Below are 21,491 nucleotides of genomic sequence, written 5' to 3' on the forward strand. Positions count from 1 at the left end.
TGAACGGCTTCTGACATTTTGCATTTACATTCCTGTGATGGACTGCTGATATCGGCCACCCCACAGGAGATCCGCCATGAGCAGGACACCGGTTCTGGAGATGCGCAACATTGCCAAAGCGTTTGGCAAATTTTATGCGCTAAAAGGGGTCGATTTAACGGTTTGGCCCGGTGAGATTCATGCCCTGATGGGTGAGAACGGCGCAGGGAAAAGCACTCTGATGAAGATCCTTGCGGGCGCCTATACCGCCACCAGCGGGGAGATCCTGATTGACGGTCAGCCGTTCCACATTCGTGGGCCAAAAGATGCGCTTAGCGCAGGCATCACGCTGATTTACCAGGAGATGCAGCTCGCGCCAAACCTGACGGTGGCGGAAAATATCTTTCTTGGCAGCGAACTGTCGCGCGGCGGTCTGGTCCAGCGTAAAGAGATGGTGATACAGTCGCAGAAAGTCATCGACCGACTCGGCGCCCAGTTTAAGGCCAGCGATCGCGTGATGACGTTGACCATCGCCGAACAGCAGCAGGTAGAAATCGCTCGCGCCCTGCACCGTAACAGCCGCATTCTGGTGATGGATGAACCCACCGCCGCCCTCTCCTCACGTGAAACCCACCGCCTGTTTGAACTGATTATGCGCCTGCGCGATGAGGGGATGGCGATTATCTACATCAGCCACCGCATGGCGGAAGTGTACGAGCTCTCCGATCGCGTCAGCGTCCTGCGCGACGGGCAATACGTCGGCAGCCTGACCCGCGACAAACTCAACGCCTCGGAACTGGTGCGCATGATGGTAGGCCGTCCGTTAAGCGATCTGTTCAACAAAGAGCGCGATATTCCTTTAGGTAAAGCGCGCCTCAACGTCCACCACCTGACTGACGGCAATAAAGTCCAGCCGTGCAGCTTACTGGTACGCTCCGGGGAGATTGTCGGCCTTGCGGGTTTAGTCGGCGCCGGGCGTTCTGAACTGGCACAGTTGATTTTTGGCGTGCGTAAAGCCATCGGCGGCATGATTGAAGTGGACGGTGAACCGGTAGTGATCCACTCCCCGCGCGAGGCGATTGACCACGGCATCGGTTTTCTGACGGAAAACCGCAAAGAACAGGGACTCTTTCTGGAGCTGGCAGCGGCAGAGAACATCACCATGGCAACGCTGGAGCGCGACGCCACCTGGGGCATGCTCGATCGCAAAAAGGCGCAGGCAATTTCTGATGACGCCATCAAATTGCTCAATATTCGCGTCCCGCATGCGCAGGTCCGTGCGGGCGGGCTATCCGGCGGCAACCAGCAAAAGCTGTTGATTTCGCGCTGGGTCGCGATCGGCCCACGCATTTTGATCCTCGATGAACCGACGCGCGGTGTGGACGTCGGTGCCAAAAGCGAGATCTACCGGATCATGAATGATATGGCGCGCAAAGGCGTGGCGATCCTGATGATCTCCAGCGAACTGCCGGAAGTGGTCGGGATGAGCGATCGCGTGTATGTGATGCGTGAAGGCAGCATTGCCGGCGAGCTGAACGGACAAAGTATTACCCAGGAAAATATTATGACGCTGGCAACCGGCGTGAACGACTCCCATCATCAGGCGGTGTCCCATGAATAATCCAACCACTCCCCAGCAGGTGGCGAAATCCGCCTCCGCGAAAAAAATGCTGATGAGCGATCTGATGCAAACGGTCGGTATCTTGCCGATTCTTATCCTGATTGTGGCGGTATTTAGCTTTATCGCGCCAAACTTTTTTACCGAAAGCAACCTGCTGAATATTACCCGCCAGGCGTCGATCAACATCGTGCTGGCCGCTGGCATGACCTTCATTATTTTAACCGGTGGCATTGATCTTTCGGTTGGCTCCATTCTCGGCACTACCGCAGTCGCGGCGATGGTGGTTTCGCTGATCCCGGAATTTGCCATGCTGTCAGTCCCTGCTGCGCTGCTGCTCGGCATGCTGCTGGGGTTGTTTAACGGGGCGCTGGTCGCTTTTGCTGGCCTGCCGCCGTTTATCGTCACGCTTGGAACCTATACCGCGCTGCGCGGTGCGGCCTACCTGCTGGCCGACGGCACGACGGTGATTAACTCCAACATCAGCTTTGAGTGGATCGGCAATAACTATCTCGGTCCGGTTCCATGGCTGGTAGTGATTGCGCTGGCGGTGGTGGTGGTGTGCTGGTTCATTCTTAGGCGCACCACACTCGGCGTTCATATCTATGCGGTTGGCGGCAATATGCAGGCCGCGCGCCTAACCGGGATTAAAGTGTGGCTGGTGCTGATGTTCGTCTACGGCATGAGCGGTTTGCTCTCGGGTCTTGGCGGGGTGATGAGCGCCTCGCGGCTGTACAGCGCCAACGGCAACTTAGGCATGGGCTACGAACTGGACGCCATCGCCGCGGTGATCCTCGGCGGCACCAGCTTTGTTGGCGGGATCGGCACCATCACTGGCACGCTGGTGGGGGCGCTGATTATCGCCACGCTGAATAACGGCATGACGCTGATGGGCGTCTCCTATTTCTGGCAATTGGTGATCAAAGGGGCGGTGATCATCATAGCGGTGCTGATCGACAAATACCGTACCCGACACCATCAAAGTGCATAACAACAACATCTTACTTCGAGGAATACAGCATGAGATTGAAGCCCTTAGTCACCGCGCTCTGTGCTGGCGCACTGCTTGCTAGCGCTCCGTTTGTACAGGCAAAAGAACTGAAATCCATCGGTGTTACGGTGGGCGATCTGGCCAACCCGTTCTTCGTGCAGATAACCAAAGGCGCGGAGCTGGAAGCACGCAAACTGGCCGGTGATAACGTTAAAGTGACGCTGGTTTCCAGCGGCTACGATCTGGGCCAGCAGGTGTCGCAAATCGACAACTTTATTGCCGCCAAAGTCGACATGATTATCCTGAACGCCGCCGACTCCAAAGGCATCGGCCCGGCGGTAAAACGCGCGAAAGACGCCGGGATTGTGGTGGTCGCCGTTGACGTGGCGGCGGAAGGCGCAGACGCCACCATCACCTCCGATAACACCCAGGCGGGAGAAATGGCCTGTAAATATATTACCGACCGTCTGAAAGGCAAAGGCAACGTGGTCATTATCAACGGGCCACCGGTATCTGCCGTCCAGAACCGTGTGGAAGGCTGCCAGACCGAGTTTAAACGCCACCCTGACATCAAGGTGCTGTCATATAACCAAAACGCCAAAGGCAGTCGCGAAGGCGGGCTGGAGATCATGACCGCGTTGCTGGCGGCGAATCCGAAGATCGACGGCGTATTCGCCATTAACGATCCCACGGCGATCGGTGCCGATCTGGCGGCAAAGCAGGCGCAACGTAGCGAATTCTTTATTGTCGGCGTAGACGGCAGCCCGGACGGCGAAGAAGCCCTGAAGCGCGAAAACTCACTATTTATGGCGACGCCAGCACAAGATCCGCAGGTGATGGCTGCCAAAGCGGTCGAAATCGGTTATGACATATTACAGGGGAAACCCGCCCCGAAAGAACCCGTGCTGATCCCAGTGACGATGATCGATAAAAACAACGTCGGCAGTTATAAGGGTTGGACGGTGAAATAAGTGCTGGGCCGCCTGATACCTCTCCCTACGGTAAAGACAGTAAAAGAAATTGAAGAATAAGCGCCCGTCAGGGCGCTTTCCTCATAAAAACTAAGAATAGTAAATACCCATTTCCTGCTCAATTTTATTACTCACGAAAATAGAAAAAAACAATACCGCTATAAAAATAAACAATATACCAACCACAAAAGGAACAATAGAATACCAGGGATGAATGTTGAGGGTTTCCTCTGACACTAAACAGAGATACCCAGTACACCATAAAATAATTGAGCATGCGGATATGATTTTCCAATAATTCGAGAAGTCTGCTATGTCAGGAGCAGGTTTACGCCCTGGATATTTAGCCGTGATTATCCCGGACTGAATAATGTCTGCAGATTTACTGGCGAATAATTGGTGTCCTTGCCCGTATTTTGCAGCATCCGCAGCCAACGCTAATACGACCCAGCGCTGAACCTCAGAGCTTTTCCCGGTGACGGTTTCCAACTCATATCTGCTATAAGGAAGAATGCCCGTTTTTGCATTTTCTATTGCGCCAGACATTACGAATTTTGACTGTTTATCCAGCGAGCTAAACCATAATCTTTTAATTTTATCAATTACCACTTGCTGAGCAGAGAGATATATATTCACTATTTCATCGAGATAATACGGCGTGCTGTCCATCATGCGTAATAAATATAATGGTGTATCTTTACTTTCAAGTAATCTGTCATCGGTGAAAACAAATGCGTTTGCACTTTCAAAAAAATCAGAATCATTTTCGCTGTGCAATTCAACTGTAACAATTAGATTATTTTCAAACATATTAAAACCAATCCAGTCGTTGATTAAATAATAATCAGGGCATTCATGGAGGATTTTTATTTCCCCAATTTTATCTTTGGGTACGCTCAAGCTTTCAAGCACCGCTTTAAAGCTATTACCTATAGAGTCATCTGCTCCCTTAACATATAGCCAGGTCTTAAAGGGTGAATATTGTCTAACAAGAGAGTTTTTGAGTGGCTCGATCAACTGCCTTAGTACTTTATCAACTCTGACATCATCCATAGAATCAACTTCAATAGCAATTCTTAACGGCGTTGCGGCGCCTGTAGGTGCCTCATCCTCTAGTTTTTGCATCTTTAGTGCCAGCTCTGATACAGGAAGAATTGATGAGTAATCTAAAAGAGGTAACGCCTGTCTGGCCCAATTTTGCCATCGGTTCATACCATATTTTTCAAGGAAACCCGCATAACAAAATGGATAAGCTATATAACAGTAAACCATCCCTACAACGCACCAGATCACTAATACTAGTATCAACGGGGTTGATAATGTAATCGATATCAATTCATCAGTTACTTTTTCTCCCTGCTGCCAGTTTAATATACGGTATGTTATAAAAACCAAAAAAATAGCAAAGCTAATGGCCAGCATAGTAATCAGCGGAAATTTTCCTACATCCTGATACGGATTCTTGTTTGGTATCTTCCATTTATTCATTTGCTTGTCCCCGCCGTTGGCAGTGTGGTTTTTATTGCACAACCGCATGCAGCCCTACACCCATCCACAACAACGCCTCTACCGTCCATTGTCCAGGTTGGTTCAAAATCAAGTATGGGAAAGGTCCCTTTATGCGCAATACAAAAAACAGTATCCCCCATTAAAGCCACAGGAATTCCCATAAACTTGCTACCAGAAGCTTTGTTCACATACCCACCGTTTTCCAGCGGGTCATTTAGTCTGATTACACCTTTCATATTATTTCCCTGCATCCATATCGCAGTACATCCGGGTCCAGCCCTTATAGCCCACCACCTCCGGTTCTTTGTCCGGCAGGTTTTGGTAATTTGCTTTTTCTGACTCAACAAGACTGTCCAGTCCTTTTTTCATAAAAATAACCATACCCCACGCATATCCAGGAGATTCAGGTCTGATGTGGGCATTCACATACTCGCCACTGGATTTATGCTTGCCTGGCCTGTAGAGATAATACGTATCATCGAAGTATTGATAATCTATACCCGGACCACCCGGCTTCAAACGCGGGTCGTCAAAAGGGTATGAACTCATATACAAATGATTTTTCGAGGTGGTAATAAATGCCTGATTATTGACCACCACTACTCTTTTGATTTCTTTTCCTTCCGGTCTGTCGACCATATTCCCATCTGAATTTATCTCCTGTCCCTGGAAGGGAGACATATACTTTGCTACATGCCATGTTTGCCCGTAGTCTTTAGATATCAGATAAGCCGTTGGCTCCCAGTTTGGGATAAGTATATATTTATCGGAAGGGTGAATATAGGTTCCGGAGAAAATTCTGAAGGAAGCAAAGCGACCATCAATCAACTCTTTATGGATATTTTTTGTAATATCATGATACCAGAGTGCTCCCTCACAATTATAACCTTTTAATTCCAGATACCGGTTATCATCGTAGCGATAAATGACCTGTGTGGGTATTTTTTTTGTACAGGCAGCGATAGCGCATAGTGAAATCGCTCCAATAATTGCTCTTACCAATTTCACATTTCTCATAATTCATCCTTAAACGTTAAGCGGTTTGGGCATATCCCATTGCAGATTATTTCCCTGCATCCATATCGCAGTACATCCGGGTCCAGCCCTTATAGCCCACCACGTCTGGTTCTTTGTCCGGCAGGTTTTGATAGTTGGCCTTATAGCCCTCCGTTAAATGGGCTAAGGATGCTTTCATAAACACCACCGTTCCCCAGGCGCGCCCAGGAGATTCAGGCCTCATATGGGCGCTCACATACTCACCACTGGATTTATGTTTGCCAGGCCTGTAGAGATAATACGTATCATCGAAGTATTGATAATCTATACCCGGACCACCCGGCTTTAAACGCGGGTCGTCAAAAGGGTATGAACTCATATACAAATGATTTTTCGAGGTGGTAATAAATGCCTGATTATTGACCACCACCACTCTTTTGATTTCTTTTCCTTCCGGTCTGTCGACCATATTCCCATCTGAATTTATCTCCTGCCCCTGGAAGGGAGACATATAAGATGCTACCTGCCACGTTTGCCCGTAGTCTTTAGATATTTTATATGCCCCAGGTTCCCATCGCGGTATCAGAATATACTTATCTGATGGGTGAATATATACACCGGAAAAGATCTGATACGTTGAATACACGCCATTTACTAATTCCTTATGTATATTCCTCCTGGTATCATGATACCAAAGCGCCCCTTCGCAATCGAAACCCTTTAGCTCCAGATACCGGTTATCATCGTAGCGATAAATTATCTGTGACGGCGTTTTTTTTGTACAGGCAGCGATAACGCATAGCGAGAATGCTCCGATTATTATTTTTAACGCACTTCCCTTTTTCATAATTCATCCTTAAACGTTAAGTGGGTCTGGCATATCCCATTGCAGATTGGAAGTCTCGGTATTGTATATTTCATTATGTCTGGCAGGTTTAACCGTTGTTGAATGATAATATTCGTTAACCACACCAAATTGCCCTTTTGGTAAAATATCATTTGGCCTGTTCATGAAATCTTTCGAATGGTCTTTGTTCAACTTTCCAGTACTATAATAATCAACTGCTTCCTGAAAACCATTAAGCTTCATACGCCAGTCCCCACGGCGAAGTAGTTTTACCCAGAACTCACCATTTTCGTAATCAAATGCCCCGCATATCCCCACCGCCAGATCGAAGGCCATCGCTTTCGCGGGGGCATCTTTCGACATAACAATAGAGGAATGCTGGCTGTAACCAACCTGTTCTGATTGCAGCCATTCTCTTTGCAGCTCATCCGGCGTTTTCTCATAAATAAGCTGCACGGTCTTATTGTATCCCCCGCCCAGGACAACGCCTTTGGTATAAGGCTTAGCATATTTTTTGGCGAACATCGCGAGTTCTGCAGGCGTTAATTCCTGACCCGGCTGTAAATAATCGAAACCTGCGCCGCTGAGATTTTTGAAATCTGTCTCAGTACGCGCAGTAACCGTGGCTTTTGCCGAAAATGAGATGTCCTGATCCGGTGAACCCGGCGCTATCGAATATTTATACTGACTTCCCGCGCCCTGTAACTGGTGTCTGAAGGTGACGGGGAGCTGCTCACCATTCACAACCACATCCGCAAACGTATATTGTCTGGTCGCCAGCGTATCCTGATCAAAACAATCCTTTTTTAACGCCGGCATTTCAAATGGCACGCTCAGTGGGCTGCCGCCTATTTCCGGACCATTTTCGCAGAAAACTCGCTGGCGCAGATTGTCTATGCCGCTGGCAATGTCATGGGGGACTCCCCGCCAGCCCAAACCCTGCACGTTAAGTAATGAAACCACGCTGTCATTAGGGCAAAAATAGTTATATACCTTGCCAAAGTTATTACGGGTATAAAGTTTATTCTTGCGCCATTGAGAATTGGTTTTACTCAGACAAATTGCGCCTTCTAATTCATCAATCTCGGCCTGCGTGTGAAATTCCCCCTTGCCATATCTGGCGTTGGTCGCCATCAAATGACAGAAATTTTTAAACGTCTGCTGGCGGGCGCGATCCGTCTGGTGATGTCCTGGCGTCATCCCTTCAGCAGCCGTTTTTTCCAGGGCGTAGGGAGAATGGTTGAGGATCACACAATCGGCGGGATCGGCACCTGCTGCTTTGACCAGCATATTGGCGAGCATGGTAATAATCGTTCCCTGGGAATGCGCAATGATATTAATGGGATCGAATTGCGTTGCCGGTTCACTTCGAATCATCAGGATTAAATCGGCCAGCCGCTGCGCGGCAAAAAACTGATAAATTCGGTGCGGGTTATCATAAATAGGGTGCGTAAAATCCCCGGAATTCAGATGAAATGAAACAAATCCTGCCGCAGCGTTCGCTTTGCCGCCGGAGCCAGGGCCTAGCATATCCGGAATAGTGGTTGTCGCATTGGCAAAGGTCCCCCCGCCTTTGGCGTACACATCGTCCAGCACGTTGCCGAAATTATCATTCTGAAATTTCAACGTGGTTTGAGGAATGTGTCCTAACTTTACCAGCGTTGCGTTGTCATCTTCCTGATAGGCGTTGTATGGCAGTTTTGCGGCGTCTCCTGATTTAGCCCGCTCATCGCGATAACGCCGCTGATCGTCAATATACGTTGCATGGTCAACAGGTTTATATCCCCAGTAAAATGGGATCACCGGGCTGCGCCCGGGCATTTTCACCTGCTGCTGCTCGCCATCGCCCATATCCATTTTGTACTGATGCCATTCATGCGGATACATATCCGTGCGGCCCATACGTTCATTCAGGCCGGCAATGAGCCCCTGCTCCTGATTTTGATATGCCTCGCCCACATCGTTGACGCCATGAACAAGGATCACAATGCAGGGCATAGGGTTTTTAACCGCCACTTCGCAGACGGCCATTTTTCCACCGGTGGATTTAGGCACGCCTTGTACACCTGTCGCCACGACTCGCGGATTAAAGGGACTATTACTCATTTGGCAAAATCTCCATTTTCATTTCATCCATTTCCGTCATATCCAGTAACGGCGTCATACCCTCATCGTCGGTAACACCTTCAATGATTTCACCGGAGGCCTTAGTCAGTCTGAATTTTGTCTTTTTCAGAACATCGTCCGTATTTCCATAACCATGTAATTTAATGCGGCGGTGAAACTGGTCTTCCTGAAAAACGGGGGATTTATCTTTAACAGATTCCGGCCCGCTCCAGTCAAGCGTGGTGCCTTTCAACTGCACTTTGGCGGGAGAGAATATTTTTACTGAGCCATCTTCATTTATTCGAATGCCGCCCCCGCCACACAGCAACTGAATATTCTTTTTGGCGCTGATGGTCACATTGCCGCTCATACTTTGAATATGGAAATGCTTATCGGAAAGCAGGCCCATTTCGCCGCGCTGCGCCTGGACGGAAATATCATCTTTTGCGGCGATAATTTTGATCCCGATAGCTCTGCTGAAAAGCGATAAACCCTGCCCGACTGCCATGGAGAGTTTCTTAAAAACGTTAAAACTGCCGTTGTTGGCCGCGTTCAGCGACAGATCTTTGTTTGCCGACAGCGCCATGGTTTCCGGTGTGAGCAGAGCCATACCGTGATCGGCATAGGCCACCAGCCCCGAGCGGGTGAGCTGTTGAAGCGAAGCGTTAAGCTGCTGCTGTTGCTCCATCTCAACGTTTAACGCTTGCGCCGTCAGGGCGCTTTGCTGAAGAGAAGTTGCCAGCACAAGGGCTGCCTGTAGCTGTTGAACAACTTCGTTCATGTCGAGCTGCTGGCCCTGGGCTTTTGGCTGCGCCTCTGTCGTCAGCAATATTCCCTTTGCAGCCCTCAAAACTGCCCGATCATCGGTGCGCAGTTCTGCGCCTTCACCGCGCGGCTTACCACCTGCATCAACAAGATGGCCCATGTTCAGCTGCGTTTTAGCGTACTCGGTACTCAGCTTGACGTGTTCCTGCCCGCGCCGGTCTTCCATCCGCAGCTTATTGAGACCCGCAGTGCGGATGACATTGCGGGTATTATTGCGGCTGGTGACGGGGTCCGGCTTTGGCGCATGATGCAGGGCATGAGCAATGAAAGGTCTTTCCGGATCGCCACCTTCAAACGCAATGGCGACCTCCGCACCCTGAATGAGTGGAAAGTGATGACCATAAGTATCGCCGGCATAAACTCGCGCCAGACGAACTGGCATACTTTCATAGCCCTGCCTATGTTGGTCGAGGTCAAAATCAAACTTCACCCAATAGCGCCCCTGCAGATCGATGTGGGCATATTGGTCATTGTCTATTCGGGATGAAACAATTGCCGGAACCGTACCCGCGATACGCGGTCTGGGTAGCGGCTGGGGTCGAAAGCAAACGCGCTCATTGTAAGGAATACCGAAAAGTTGGGATTGCAGGGCTGCATCACGCCTGCCCGTCACTCGCATTGCCGTTACCACAAAGCCCGAAGTGAACGCCTGCGGAATGGTACCGTCGATTTTAAGCACCATACCTGGCACGATCGACGGACTGGTGGTCACGCCGCTTAAAACGGACTGATTATTAAGAATAATTTCGTGATGCAGTTTGGCGTAGAACCAGCTTGATTCGCCCGGTTGTTCCTCCGCAAATTTCGATCCCGGCTGGTGATGAATATCCGCGTAACGATAATCCACTCCATACGTCGTCGACGTTTGTTCAGCTCCCTCGGCATCAGCATTGAGTATTAACGAATTGGCAAGCCGGTAGTCAAAGTTCTTTGCTTTAACGGCTGCGGAAACAACGTTGTGCTTTGAGACCAGCTTATCGATCGCGTAATCATTGGCTGTCAGACCCGCATGTGATGCATGCATAATCTTTTGATCGAAGATGTACCGGCTTTGTGAGTCACTGAAGATAAGCACCATAATGTGCGGAACGGCATGATGATTTTCAATTCTGAACCAGATCCCAACTTCCGACAGGATGCGGCTGATAAACGCTAAATCTGATTCCTGCCACTGGACGATCATTTCCCGGTCAGGATAGGTACAAATAAGCTCATCAAAGTCGAACTCATAATCGGCAAAAAGATGCTCTTTGAGGATCTTCGTGACCAGTTTAGGAACGCTTGTATTCAAATAAATGGCCGAACGCTTTCGTCGCGAGAGTAATGCGAGCTTATGCTCCAGCTTGATTTCGTAAAGTGATTCATCCGCTGAGGTACTAATAAGTGAACATGATGTGATCATCCCTTCTATTTGCCGCTCATTGATCCACATAGCAGAACCCTGGATATATTTACTCCATCTATTATTAGGGGCTCTTATTTGTAACGAGGCTTCAATATTAAGAAGAGATTCAGGAGGGATATCTTTAAGCTTAGAGGTAAATGTGATTTTATAACTGTATGGTTTACTTAGATTTTCATTTCCATCGATTGATTCAACATCAAGCACACCTAAACTGACAGTCCCCCTGAGGGTTAATAAGTATTTATTTATACTATCATCTGAAACTATACCTTCAAGATTATAGAAACCAGAACCTTTTTTCATTATCGCATCCCTTGCAGAAAGGCAGTAATACATAAAGAATAAAGTTCATTCAGCATACCAACAATACTAATAAAAAGGCTATTTTTATCTTAAAATAAAACAAGCTGTTATTATTAATAACAACAATATAATTATGATATATATATCAAATTAAATCACGAGGTTTTATATTCAATAGCAGCCAGTTTTAATAAGATTATTTATATTATGTATCATTCGTTTTCATCCCGAGGTAACATGCCAACGCGCATATCCCAATAGTTCCAGAAAACTGAGATGCGAATAAAAAAGCGAACACATTAACTCAATGATTTACAATAACATTTATAAAAACATTCTTTTTATTTATCATTTTATTGAATGAATCACACTACCCCATAAAAAAACACAATAAAATATAACCATTCCCTGTTCTGCTGTGAGGGAGAGGTAACCGGATGGTATCCCATTTCCATGGGAAAGCTTTTGATTTTCTCCCTCTTCCTTTGAGAGAGGGCCGCATAAAGGTCATCTTATCAGCCACAGGAGAATCAATGAAACGCTCCGCAATAAACGAAATCCTTGGGCACACGCGCCAGTTTTTTTCTCTGCACGACGTGCACCTGCCTCCTTTCGCCAGTTTCCCGCCCACCCAATGGCGCCAGCTCGACGCCAGTGCCTGGAGCGAAGTTTTCGACCTCAAGCTCGGTTGGGATGTCACCGCATTCGGCGGCAACAATTTCGCCGCACAAGGGTTAACGCTGTTCACCCTGCGTAACGGCTCGCCGAAAGGTATGCCTTACGAGAAATGCTACGCCGAGAAAATCATGCACGTTCGCGATGCGCAGGTCACGCCGATGCATTTTCACTGGCGCAAACGTGAAGACATTATCAATCGCGGCGGCGGTAATCTCATTGTAGAACTGTGGAATGCAGGGATCCGCGAGCAAACGGAAGACAGCGACGTTAGCGTGGTGATTGACGGTTGTCGACAAACGCATGCCGCAGGCAGTCAACTGCGCCTGACGCCGGGTGAAAGCATCTGCCTGCCGCCAGGCCTGTATCACAGCTTCTGGGCGGAAGAAGGTTTTGGTGACGTGCTGGTTGGCGAGGTCTCTTCTGTTAATGACGACGACCACGACAACCATTTTCTGCAACCGATTTCCCGCTACAACGACATTGAAGAAGACGAACCGGCGCTGCTGGTGCTGTGTAACGAATATCGCCTGTTCCGCTAACCAAGGAGCACATTATGCCGTTGATCTCACTCGCTGATGGCCTTGCCCATGCTCGCGAACACCGCTATGCCTTAGGGGCGTTTAACGTTCTGGATTCACATTTCCTGCGCGCGTTGTTTGCCGCGGCAAAGCAGGAACGTTCGCCATTTATTATCAACATTGCCGAGGTGCATTTTAAATATATCTCGCTGGATTCTCTGGTCGAAGCGGTCAAGTTCGAAGCCGCCAGACATGACATTCCTGTAGTGCTGAATCTTGACCACGGCCTGCACTTTGAGTCGGTGGTGCGAGCGTTACGCTTAGGTTTCAGCTCAGTGATGTTCGATGGCTCCACGCTGGAGTACGAAGAAAATATCCGTCAGACCCGCGAAGTGGTGAAGATGTGCCACGCCGTCGGCGTGTCGGTGGAAGCTGAGTTGGGCGCAGTCGGTGGTGATGAAGGCGGTGCGCTGTACGGTCATGCCGACGAATCACTGTTTACCGATCCGATGCTGGCGCGTGATTTCGTCGACAGAACCGGAATTGACGCGCTGGCTGTCGCTATTGGTAATGCGCACGGCAAATACAAAGGCGAACCCAAACTCGACTTCCCGCGTCTGGACACTATCCGCCAGCAGGCGGCGATCCCGTTGGTGCTGCACGGCGGTTCCGGCATCAGCGACGACGATTTCAAGCGCGCGATTGAACTCGGCATTCACAAAATCAACTTCTATACTGGCATGTCACAAGCGGCGCTGTCGGCAGTGGAGACGCGGATGGCGAATCGTCAGCCCTTGTACGACGAATTCGCCGAACTGCTGCTCGGCATTGAGGAAGCCATTACCGATACCGTTTCAGAACAGATGCGCATTTTTGGCAGCGCGGGACGGGTCTGATGGAACGCAAAGGCGTTATCGCCGCAGGCAACATGCTGGTCGATCATGTGCATCAAATTGTGCAGTGGCCGGAACGCGGCTGGCTGGCGGAGATCACCCGTAGCGAACGCGCCACCGGTGGTGCGCCGCTGAACGTACTACTGACGCTGGCAAAAATGCACGCCGGACTGCCGCTGCAGGCGGTGGGGTTAATCGGGCAGGACAGCGACGGCGACTACATTATGGCGATGCTGGAGCAGTATCACGTTAATCACCAACACGTGCAGCGCACGACATTCGCGCCCACGTCAATGTCGCAGGTGATGACCGATCCGAGCGGTCAGCGCACCTTTTTTCATTCTCCCGGCGCGAATCGCCTGCTGGATCTGCCCGCTTTTGAGCAACTGGATACCTCGATGAAAATCTTCCATCTTGGCTATCTGCTGCTGCTCGACAGCCTGGACATGCCAGATGAAGAGTACGGCACACGTAGCGCTCGGCTGCTGGCGCAAATGCGCGACAACGGTTTCGAAACATCGCTGGATTTGGTCTCACGCAAGGGCGACCCGCGCTACCAGCCGCTGGTGATGCCCGCCCTGCGCCATCTCGATTATCTGGTGATTAACGAGCTGGAAGCCGGAGAGTTCAGCGGGCTGGAGATCCGCCAGCCCAACGGCGAGCTGCATATCCCACATATCGCTACCGCCGCGCGCGAACTGCTGAATGCGGGCGTACACCAGCGGGTGGTGATCCACTGTCCGGAAGGTGCCTGGGGTGAAGCGCCGGATCGGGCAGGCGTCTGGATCCCGTCACAGTATCTGGCGCAGGAGGAGATTGTCGGCAGCGTGGGGGCGGGAGATGCGTTTTGCGCCGGATTTTTGTATGGCTGTCATGAACGTTGGTCACTGGAAGAGAGCATCCGGCTAGCGCACGCCTGCGCGCGAGCCAGTTTGTTGTGTGCCAATGCGATAGACGGCGCAAAAACGCTGACAGAGTTAAAGGCCGCAATGACTGATGCCGGATAAGGCGTTTACGCCGCCTTGTCGTGATGCTGCACGTCGGCGGCGAATACATAGCCCAGCCCGCGCAGGGTTTTGATCAGCATCGGCTGATGCGGGTTGTTCTCTATTTTTCGCCGCAGCCGCATGATTAACACGTCAATAGTACGGTCAAACACTTCAACACTGTCGCTACGCGTCAGTTCCAGCAATTGCTCACGACTAAGCACCCGACGGGCATTTTGCGCCAGCGCCAACAGCAGACTGTATTCACCCTGCGTCAGGTCCACCTTCAATTGCTGAGGATTACGAAGCTGGCAGCCCGCGGTATCAAGATGCCAGCCGTTAAAAGAAAGACCCGAGGTTTGTGGAGTGCCGCTTTCAGCCGTTAGCACGCCCACGCGTCTGAGCACCGCCTTCACCCGTGCCACCAGCACCCGGGCATTGAACGGTTTACCAATGTAATCGTCAGCGCCCATTTCCAGCCCGACCACCACATCCGATTCACTACCAAGCCCGGTCAGCATCACCACCGGCAGTCCGGGTCTCATTTTTTGCACCTGCTGCAGCACCATCAGGCCGTTGATGTCGGGCAACATCATATCCAGCAATACCAGCGCGATCTCCGGCTGAGTCTCAATGCAGCGCAGCGCCTCCTGCCCGGTATGACAAGCAGTCACCGCAAAGACGTGTTCGCTCAGCACATCCTGCAAAAGCGAACAGACCGCAACGTCATCATCCACAACCAGTATGGCTGGCTTCATTATCTTTCCCCATTTCTGGCCAACTTAAATGAGTGTGATTGATTCTGCCCAGAGTGACAGCGATAAGGCACAAGGATGTGTAGGAAACATAACCTCGGTCACACTGCCGGGGCGTCACGTATTGGAGATTCGACACGTCAAATATGACGACAGCCTGTTTTTCGTCAGGGTTTTGACCAAAAATCACCCGTAATATCAGGGAATGCCCACAATAAAAAAGTGGCATAGAAGATGCATACTAAGGGCGACAGCGCGTATGCGCGATTTGATTAACTGGAGCGAGACCGATGAAAAAAGTCGTCACGGTTTGCCCATATTGCGCATCAGGTTGCAAAATCAACCTGGTGGTCGATAACGGCAAAATCGTCCGGGCTGAAGCGGCGCAGGGGAAAACCAACCAGGGTACCCTGTGTCTGAAGGGCTACTATGGCTGGGATTTTATCAATGATACCCAGATCCTGACCCCTCGCCTGAAAACCCCAATGATCCGTCGCCAGCGTGGCGGCAAACTGGAATCTGTTTCCTGGGATGAAGCCCTTGATTACGTCGCCACTCGTCTGAGCGCCATCAAAGCGAAGTATGGCCCGGACGCTATTCAGACGACCGGTTCATCTCGCGGTACAGGTAACGAAACCAACTATGTAATGCAAAAATTCGCGCGCGCCGTTATTGGTACCAATAACGTCGACTGCTGCGCTCGCGTCTGACACGGCCCATCGGTTGCAGGTCTGCACCAATCGGTCGGTAACGGCGCAATGAGTAATGCTATCAATGAAATTGATAACACAGATTTAGTGTTCATCTTCGGGTATAACCCGGCGGATTCCCACCCGATCGTGGCGAATCACGTGATTAACGCTAAACGTAACGGGGCGAAAATCATCGTCTGCGATCCGCGCAAAATTGAAACCGCGCGTATTGCCGACATGCACATCGCGTTGAAAAACGGCTCGAACATCGCGCTGCTCAACGCTATGGGTCATGTCATCATCGAAGAAAAACTGTACGACCAGGCGTTTGTCGCTTCCCGTACAGAAGGCTTCGAAGAGTACAGCAAAATTGTCGAAGGCTACACGCCGGAGTCCGTCGAAGATATCACTGGCGTTAGCGCGCAGGATATTCGTCAGGCTGCACGTATGTATGCCACGGCGAAAAGCGCGGCCATCCTGTGGGGCATGGGTGTCACCCAGTTCTATCAGGGCGTGGAAACCGTGCGTTCACTGACTAGCCTCGCCATGCTGACCGGCAACCTCGGTAAGCCAAGCGTGGGCGTTAACCCAGTTCGTGGCCAGAACAACGTTCAGGGCGCATGCGATATGGGCGCGCTACCGGATACCTATCCGGGCTATCAGTACGTTAAGTTCCCGGAAAACCGCGAGAAGTTCGCTAAAGCCTGGGGCGTGGAAAGTCTGCCTGCACACACTGGCTATCGCATCAGCGAACTGCCGCACCGTGCGGCGCATGGCGAAGTCCGTGCAGCGTACATCATGGGTGAAGATCCATTACAGACCGATGCTGAACTCTCCGCAGTACGCAAAGGCTTTGAGGATCTGGAACTGGTCATCGTGCAGGATATCTTCATGACCAAAACCGCCGCTGCCGCAGACGTTATTTTACCGTCTACGTCATGGGGCGAGCATGAAGGCGTCTTCTCAGCGGCTGACCGTGGCTTCCAGCGCTTCTTTAAAGCCGTTGAGCCTAAGTGGGATCTGAAAACGGACTGGCAGATTATCAGTGAAATCGCCACCCGTATGGGCTACCCGATGCACTACAACAACACCCAGGAAATCTGGGATGAGTTGCGTCATCTGTGCCCGGATTTCTACGGTGCAACGTATGAGAAAATGGGTGAACTGGGTTATATCCAGTGGCCTTGTCGCGACACCTCTGATGCCGACCAGGGGACGTCTTACCTCTTTAAAGAGAAGTTCGACACCCCGAACGGCCTGGCGCAGTTCTTCACCTGCGACTGGGTAGCGCCAATCGACAAACTCACCCCAGAGTACCCAATGGTACTGTCTACGGTGCGTGAAGTCGGCCACTACTCTTGTCGTTCGATGACCGGTAACTGTGCGGCGCTGGCCGCGCTGGCGGATGAGCCGGGTTATGCCCAGATCAATACTGCCGACGCAGAACGCCTGGGCATTCAGGACGAAGATTTGGTGTGGGTTAACTCGCGTAAAGGTCGAGTCATTACCCGTGCGGCGGTCAGCGATCGTCCGAACAAAGGCGCGATTTACATGACCTACCAATGGTGGATTGGGGCATGTAATGAGCTGGTAACCGAGAATTTAAGCCCGATTACCAAAACGCCGGAGTACAAGTACTGTGCCGTTAACGTTGAACGCATTACCGATCAGCGCGCCGCCGAACAGTATGTGATTGATGAGTACACCAAGCTGAAAGCCAGCCTGCGCGAAAGCGCGATGGGTTAGTCCGTTTACGTACCTGTTCTGCAACAGCCTCCGCCCGGAGGCTGTTTTTTTATCCATACGATCTCTTTATACTGTTCATTCCGTACCCTAAATAAAACTCAAAATGAAACAACTCATTGCATTGATGTTCTTTATGACATTCTTTGCCCATGCCAGTGATACTGAGCCAGGAAGCCAGTACTTACAGGCCGCTGAGGCAGGGGACCGTCGCGCACAGTATTTTCTTGCCGATACCTGGTTCAGTTCGGGCGATTTGAGCAAAGCCGAGTATTGGGCGCAAAAAGCCGCAGACAATGGCGATGCCGACGCCTGCGCGCTACTGGCGCAAATCAAAATTACGAATCCGGTCAGTCTGGATTACCCCCAGGCCAAAACGCTGGCGGAAAAGGCAGCCAAAGCGGGCAGTAAAGCAGGTGAACTCACCCTGGCGCGGATTCTGGTCAACACCCAGGCAGGCCGCACCGATTACCCCAAAGCCATCACTTTGCTGCAAAACGCCTCTGAAGATCTGGAAAATGACTCCGCCGTCGACGCGCAAATGCTGCTCGGGCTGATTTACGCCAATGGCGTGGGGATCCCCGCAGACGATGAAAAAGCGACGTGGTATTTCAAACGCAGCTCCGCCATCTCCCGCACCGGTTATTCAGAGTACTGGGCCGGAATGATGTTCTTAAACGGCGAGCAGGGTTTTATTGTGAAGAATAAACAGAAAGCGCTGCACTGGCTGAATCTGAGCTGTATGGAAGGATTTGATACCGGCTGTGAAGAGTTTGAAAAGCTGACCAATGGTTGATGCTGGTTGCCGGATGGCGCTACGCTTATCCGGCCTACAAAGGATGTGTAGGCCGGATAAGACGCGTGAGCGTCGCTGTCAGGCGACCATCACCAATTACTGCGCGGTCTTATCAAATTTACCCAGCATCTCGCGCTCGTAGGCCAGCGCCTTTTTGCGGTCAAATTTGTGCTCCCACTTGGCGATAACCAGCACCGCCAGCGCATTCCCAACTACGTTCAGCGCGGTACGCGCCATGTCGAGGATACGGTCAACACCGGCGATAAACGCCAGACCTTCCAGTGGGATCCCGACGCTGCCCAGCGTTGCCAGCAGTACCACAAAAGAGACGCCCGGCACGCCCGCAATCCCTTTCGACGTGACCATTAGCGTCAGTACTAATACGATTTCCTGCCACAGCGACAGGTCGATACCGTACAGCTGCGCAATGAAAATAGCGGCAATACTCTGGTACAGCGTTGAACCATCAAGGTTAAATGAGTAACCAGTTGGTACAACAAAGCTGGTGATTGAAGCTGGTGCGCCGTAGGCTTCCATCTTCTCGATAATACGCGGCAGTACGCTCTCGGAACTGGCGGTAGAGTAGGCCAGAATCAGCTCATCTTTCAGAATGCGGATCAGGATCCAGATGCTCAAACCACAAATACGCGCCACAATCCCCAACACCACCAGTGCGAAGAACAGAATGGCGAAATGCACTAACAGCACCAGCTTCGCCAGCGGCCACAGTGAGGCAAAACCAAAGTTCGCGACGGTCACAGCAATCAGCGCAAAAACACCGACTGGCGCATAGCGCATCACCATGTGGGTCACTTTAAACATGGTTTCGGAAATCGAGCGGAACACGGTCACCAGCGGCTCGCGGTGGGTTGCTGGTAGGGAAGACAAGCCTAAACCAAACAGCACCGAGAAGAAGATAATCGGCAACATATCGCCTTTCGCCATCGACGCAACGATGTTAGTCGGCACCAGCGACACAATCGTGCCCATCAAGCCATGCGCGTGGCTCTGCACTTCTGCGGTCGTATTTTGATATTTCGAAATATCCACGGTCGCCAGTTGCGACATATCAATCCCGGAACCCGGCTGGAACACATTCGCCAGCGTAATACCAAGAATAATCGCTACGGTGGTGATCACTTCGAAATAGAGAATGGTTTTGGCGCCAATACGGCCCAGTTGTTTTGCATCACCCACCCCGGCAATTCCAACCACCAGCGTGGAGATAACAATCGGCACGACAATCATTTTAATCAGATGGATAAAGATATCGCCCGCCGGTGACAGCAGGTTCACCACCAGCCATTCGCGGCTGTCACTATGGTAATGCAGGTAACTCCCTAGCAGAATGCCCAGCACCATAGCGATTAGAATCTGCCATGCCAGGCTGACTTTCAAATTTTTCATAACAACGGACTTCCTCGATGGAGCGCTATTCCACCTATAAAGAATGGGAATAGTACATACTGAAAGGGTATGATTTGTGTTGCGTTCGTTTATGGAGTTTTTTAACGCTTATACCCTAAATAATTCGAGTTGCAGGAAGGCGGCGACGCAGCGAATTCCCAGGAGCTTACGCCAGTAAGTGACTGGGGTGAGCGAGGAAAGCCAACACACCTGCAACTTGAAGTATGACGGGTATATTATCATTATCATCTGCATGGCATTCAGCGCAACCCTCTAAGAACAGGGACTTTAGCTGAATTTATGCATAAAAATGCAATTTTATCGCACTAATTATGAATAACTTTTTGTTATAAAAGAATTTTAATATGTTCAAAAATGAAGAAGTCATGGCATGAGTTTTTTTTGTCCGTTTGTTCGTTCGCCTGTTTTTTAAACAGGCCAAATGATACAAATCACAAAAAAAATAAAATTATTTTTGCCGATTCTGCAGTAATTTCGCCATATTAATCGAGTCAATCAGTTGCGCCCGGTTGACTCTCGGCGAGTTTAAATCGAGTACCTTTTGCCACTGCAAAATGGCCTGCGAATAGTCGGCCTGCATAAACGCATCTGAGGCTAGCAGCATCAGCGCTGTCACCTCAGCCGGGTCCAGCGCCAGAGCCTTATCAATCATTTCGCGAGTGGGCGGCGTCATATGTTGTCCGGCCTGGTAATACAATACCGTTGCCATCGCTGAATAAATCTCAGCATTTTCACCACCGACACGCAGCGCCTGCTCGTAGGCCAGCAGCGCATTATGATACGCGTTTTGCCAAAGATAATACTCGCCGAGTTGCGCCCATTTCACACTATCACGTGGATTGGCACGAATTTGCGATTGTAAGGAAATCAGCTGTTTTTCCTGAACGTTTTCATCGGAGAACGCATGTAATGGATCTGCCAGTCGGGCCTGTTCCTGCCGTACCGCCTGCCATTTTGACGTCAACAGATAACCACCGATGCAGGCCACAACCATCACCACCACCACAGCAGTCAGCCGCTTCACGGGCATTGGTCGTAACGACGCTGTAGAATATACGGGTTGGCTCATGACACTTCGTCCTCTGCGCGCTGACGCCTTCTCACCCGCCAGACCACCACCCCTACAAGTAACAGCAGCAGGCACGGCAACGCCCACAGCAGCAGCGTTTGCTCATTCAACGGCGGGTTATACCGCACGAAATCGCCGTAACGATCGGTCATCCACGTGGTTATCTCGGCTTCACTTTTCCCTTCCGCCACCATGCTGTAAACCTGATGGCGCATGCTGACCGCTACCGGCGCATTGGATTCCAGCAAGTTTTGGTTTTGGCACTGCGGGCAGCGCAGCTGACTGGCAATCGACAGCGCTTTCTCCTGCTGTTGTGGGTTGGCAAAAGTCCATGTGTCCACAACCTGGGCATGCGTAGCGAAAGTGATAAAAAACAGAACGAT

The 21,491-nt window shown here is 50.6% G+C and carries 17 protein-coding genes and 1 pseudogene; 8 read left to right on the forward strand and 10 right to left on the reverse strand.

The genetic code is table 11. The features are described 5' to 3' along the window. The first annotated feature begins 76 nt into the window (after positions 1-76). From OGX99_RS12380 to OGX99_RS12390, 3 genes are read left to right on the forward strand one after another with little or no spacing between them, the layout of a single operon-like run. Positions 77-1,600 carry a sugar ABC transporter ATP-binding protein gene (locus OGX99_RS12380; RefSeq protein ID WP_151218040.1) on the forward strand — a complete coding sequence of 508 codons (1,524 nt, stop codon included), beginning with the start codon at positions 77-79 and terminating at the stop codon, positions 1,598-1,600. Next, entirely contained in the window at positions 1,593-2,588 is a 996-nt protein-coding gene (locus OGX99_RS12385; protein WP_286543688.1) for an ABC transporter permease subunit, read from the forward strand. Before OGX99_RS12380 ends, OGX99_RS12385 begins: the two co-directional genes overlap by 8 nt. 29 nt (positions 2,589-2,617) lie before the next feature. Continuing rightward, positions 2,618-3,559 (forward strand): ABC transporter substrate-binding protein, encoded by a 942-nt coding sequence (locus tag OGX99_RS12390; RefSeq protein ID WP_286543690.1) that lies wholly within the window; start codon positions 2,618-2,620, stop codon positions 3,557-3,559. Positions 3,560-3,649: 90 nt separating this feature from the next. Here the strand turns inward: OGX99_RS12390 and OGX99_RS12395 are convergent, their stop codons facing one another. The 6 genes from OGX99_RS12395 to OGX99_RS12420 are packed head-to-tail and all read right to left on the reverse strand — an operon-like array spanning position 3,650 to position 11,550. Next, on the reverse strand, positions 3,650-5,047 hold the full coding sequence (locus OGX99_RS12395) for a KPHS_23130 family T6SS system protein (RefSeq protein ID WP_286543692.1): 1,398 nt from the start codon (positions 5,045-5,047) through the stop codon (positions 3,650-3,652). After that, on the reverse strand, positions 5,044-5,304 hold the full coding sequence (locus OGX99_RS12400; protein WP_040234038.1) for a PAAR domain-containing protein: 261 nt from the start codon (positions 5,302-5,304) through the stop codon (positions 5,044-5,046). The genes OGX99_RS12395 and OGX99_RS12400 overlap by 4 nt, the downstream gene beginning before the upstream one ends. 1 nt (position 5,305) lies before the next feature. Beyond that, complete coding sequence (locus OGX99_RS12405) at positions 5,306-6,085, reverse strand: T6SS immunity protein Tli3 family protein (protein WP_286543694.1); 780 nt, start codon at positions 6,083-6,085, stop codon at positions 5,306-5,308. A 46-nt stretch (positions 6,086-6,131) separates the two neighbouring features. After that, complete coding sequence (locus OGX99_RS12410) at positions 6,132-6,911, reverse strand: T6SS immunity protein Tli3 family protein (protein WP_286543696.1); 780 nt, start codon at positions 6,909-6,911, stop codon at positions 6,132-6,134. Between the two features lie 9 nt (positions 6,912-6,920). Then, positions 6,921-9,017, reverse strand: a complete 2,097-nt coding sequence (locus tag OGX99_RS12415) for a T6SS effector phospholipase Tle3 domain-containing protein (protein ID WP_286543700.1) — start codon at positions 9,015-9,017, stop codon at positions 6,921-6,923. Further along, entirely contained in the window at positions 9,010-11,550 is a 2,541-nt protein-coding gene (locus OGX99_RS12420; RefSeq protein ID WP_286541303.1) for a type VI secretion system Vgr family protein, read from the reverse strand. Before OGX99_RS12420 ends, OGX99_RS12415 begins: the two co-directional genes overlap by 8 nt. 533 nt (positions 11,551-12,083) lie before the next feature. Here OGX99_RS12420 and OGX99_RS12425 point away from each other — a divergent pair. Genes OGX99_RS12425 through OGX99_RS12435 form a run of 3 tightly spaced genes read left to right on the forward strand, consistent with a single transcriptional unit; the run spans position 12,084 to position 14,646 of the window. Further along, positions 12,084-12,767, forward strand: coding sequence for a D-lyxose/D-mannose isomerase (locus OGX99_RS12425; protein ID WP_187260071.1), 684 nt, complete (start codon positions 12,084-12,086; stop codon positions 12,765-12,767). Between the two features lie 14 nt (positions 12,768-12,781). Next, on the forward strand, positions 12,782-13,642 hold the full coding sequence (locus tag OGX99_RS12430) for a ketose 1,6-bisphosphate aldolase (protein WP_151218044.1): 861 nt from the start codon (positions 12,782-12,784) through the stop codon (positions 13,640-13,642). Then, entirely contained in the window at positions 13,639-14,646 is a 1,008-nt protein-coding gene (locus OGX99_RS12435; protein ID WP_151224614.1) for a carbohydrate kinase family protein, read from the forward strand. Before OGX99_RS12430 ends, OGX99_RS12435 begins: the two co-directional genes overlap by 4 nt. A 5-nt stretch (positions 14,647-14,651) precedes the next feature. On the opposite strand, the gene OGX99_RS12440 is transcribed toward OGX99_RS12435, so the two are convergent. Continuing rightward, positions 14,652-15,383 (reverse strand): response regulator, encoded by a 732-nt coding sequence (locus tag OGX99_RS12440; protein ID WP_210905466.1) that lies wholly within the window; start codon positions 15,381-15,383, stop codon positions 14,652-14,654. Between the two features lie 287 nt (positions 15,384-15,670). On the opposite strand from OGX99_RS12440, the gene fdhF reads away from it, so the two are divergent. Both fdhF and yjcO read left to right on the forward strand, forming a co-directional pair. Then, a complete protein-coding gene (gene fdhF / locus OGX99_RS12445; RefSeq protein ID WP_151218047.1) occupies positions 15,671-17,818 on the forward strand; it encodes a formate dehydrogenase subunit alpha in 2,148 nt (715 codons plus the stop codon). A 103-nt stretch (positions 17,819-17,921) separates the two neighbouring features. Next, positions 17,922-18,611 (forward strand): Sel1 family TPR-like repeat protein YjcO, encoded by a 690-nt coding sequence (yjcO, locus tag OGX99_RS12450; RefSeq protein WP_151218048.1) that lies wholly within the window; start codon positions 17,922-17,924, stop codon positions 18,609-18,611. Positions 18,612-18,707: 96 nt separating this feature from the next. Here yjcO and gltP read toward each other — a convergent pair whose 3' ends face one another. The 3 genes and pseudogenes from gltP to nrfF all read right to left on the reverse strand — a co-directional run. Beyond that, positions 18,708-20,018 (reverse strand): glutamate/aspartate:proton symporter GltP, encoded by a 1,311-nt coding sequence (gene gltP, locus OGX99_RS12455; protein ID WP_187253972.1) that lies wholly within the window; start codon positions 20,016-20,018, stop codon positions 18,708-18,710. 469 nt (positions 20,019-20,487) lie between these two features. Beyond that, positions 20,488-21,108: a heme lyase NrfEFG subunit NrfG gene (gene nrfG, locus OGX99_RS12460; RefSeq protein WP_252838885.1), complete on the reverse strand. Its 621-nt coding sequence runs from the start codon at positions 21,106-21,108 to the stop codon at positions 20,488-20,490. Beyond that, a pseudogene (gene nrfF / locus OGX99_RS23900) lies at positions 21,105-21,479 on the reverse strand (heme lyase NrfEFG subunit NrfF); the annotation flags it as partial. The gene nrfG and the pseudogene nrfF, both read right to left, overlap by 4 nt. Positions 21,480-21,491 lie beyond the last annotated feature (12 nt).

Origin of the sequence: Citrobacter sp. Cu096 (assembly GCF_030332285.1) — a bacterium.
In the GTDB taxonomy this organism is placed as follows: domain Bacteria; phylum Pseudomonadota; class Gammaproteobacteria; order Enterobacterales; family Enterobacteriaceae; genus Citrobacter; species Citrobacter meridianamericanus.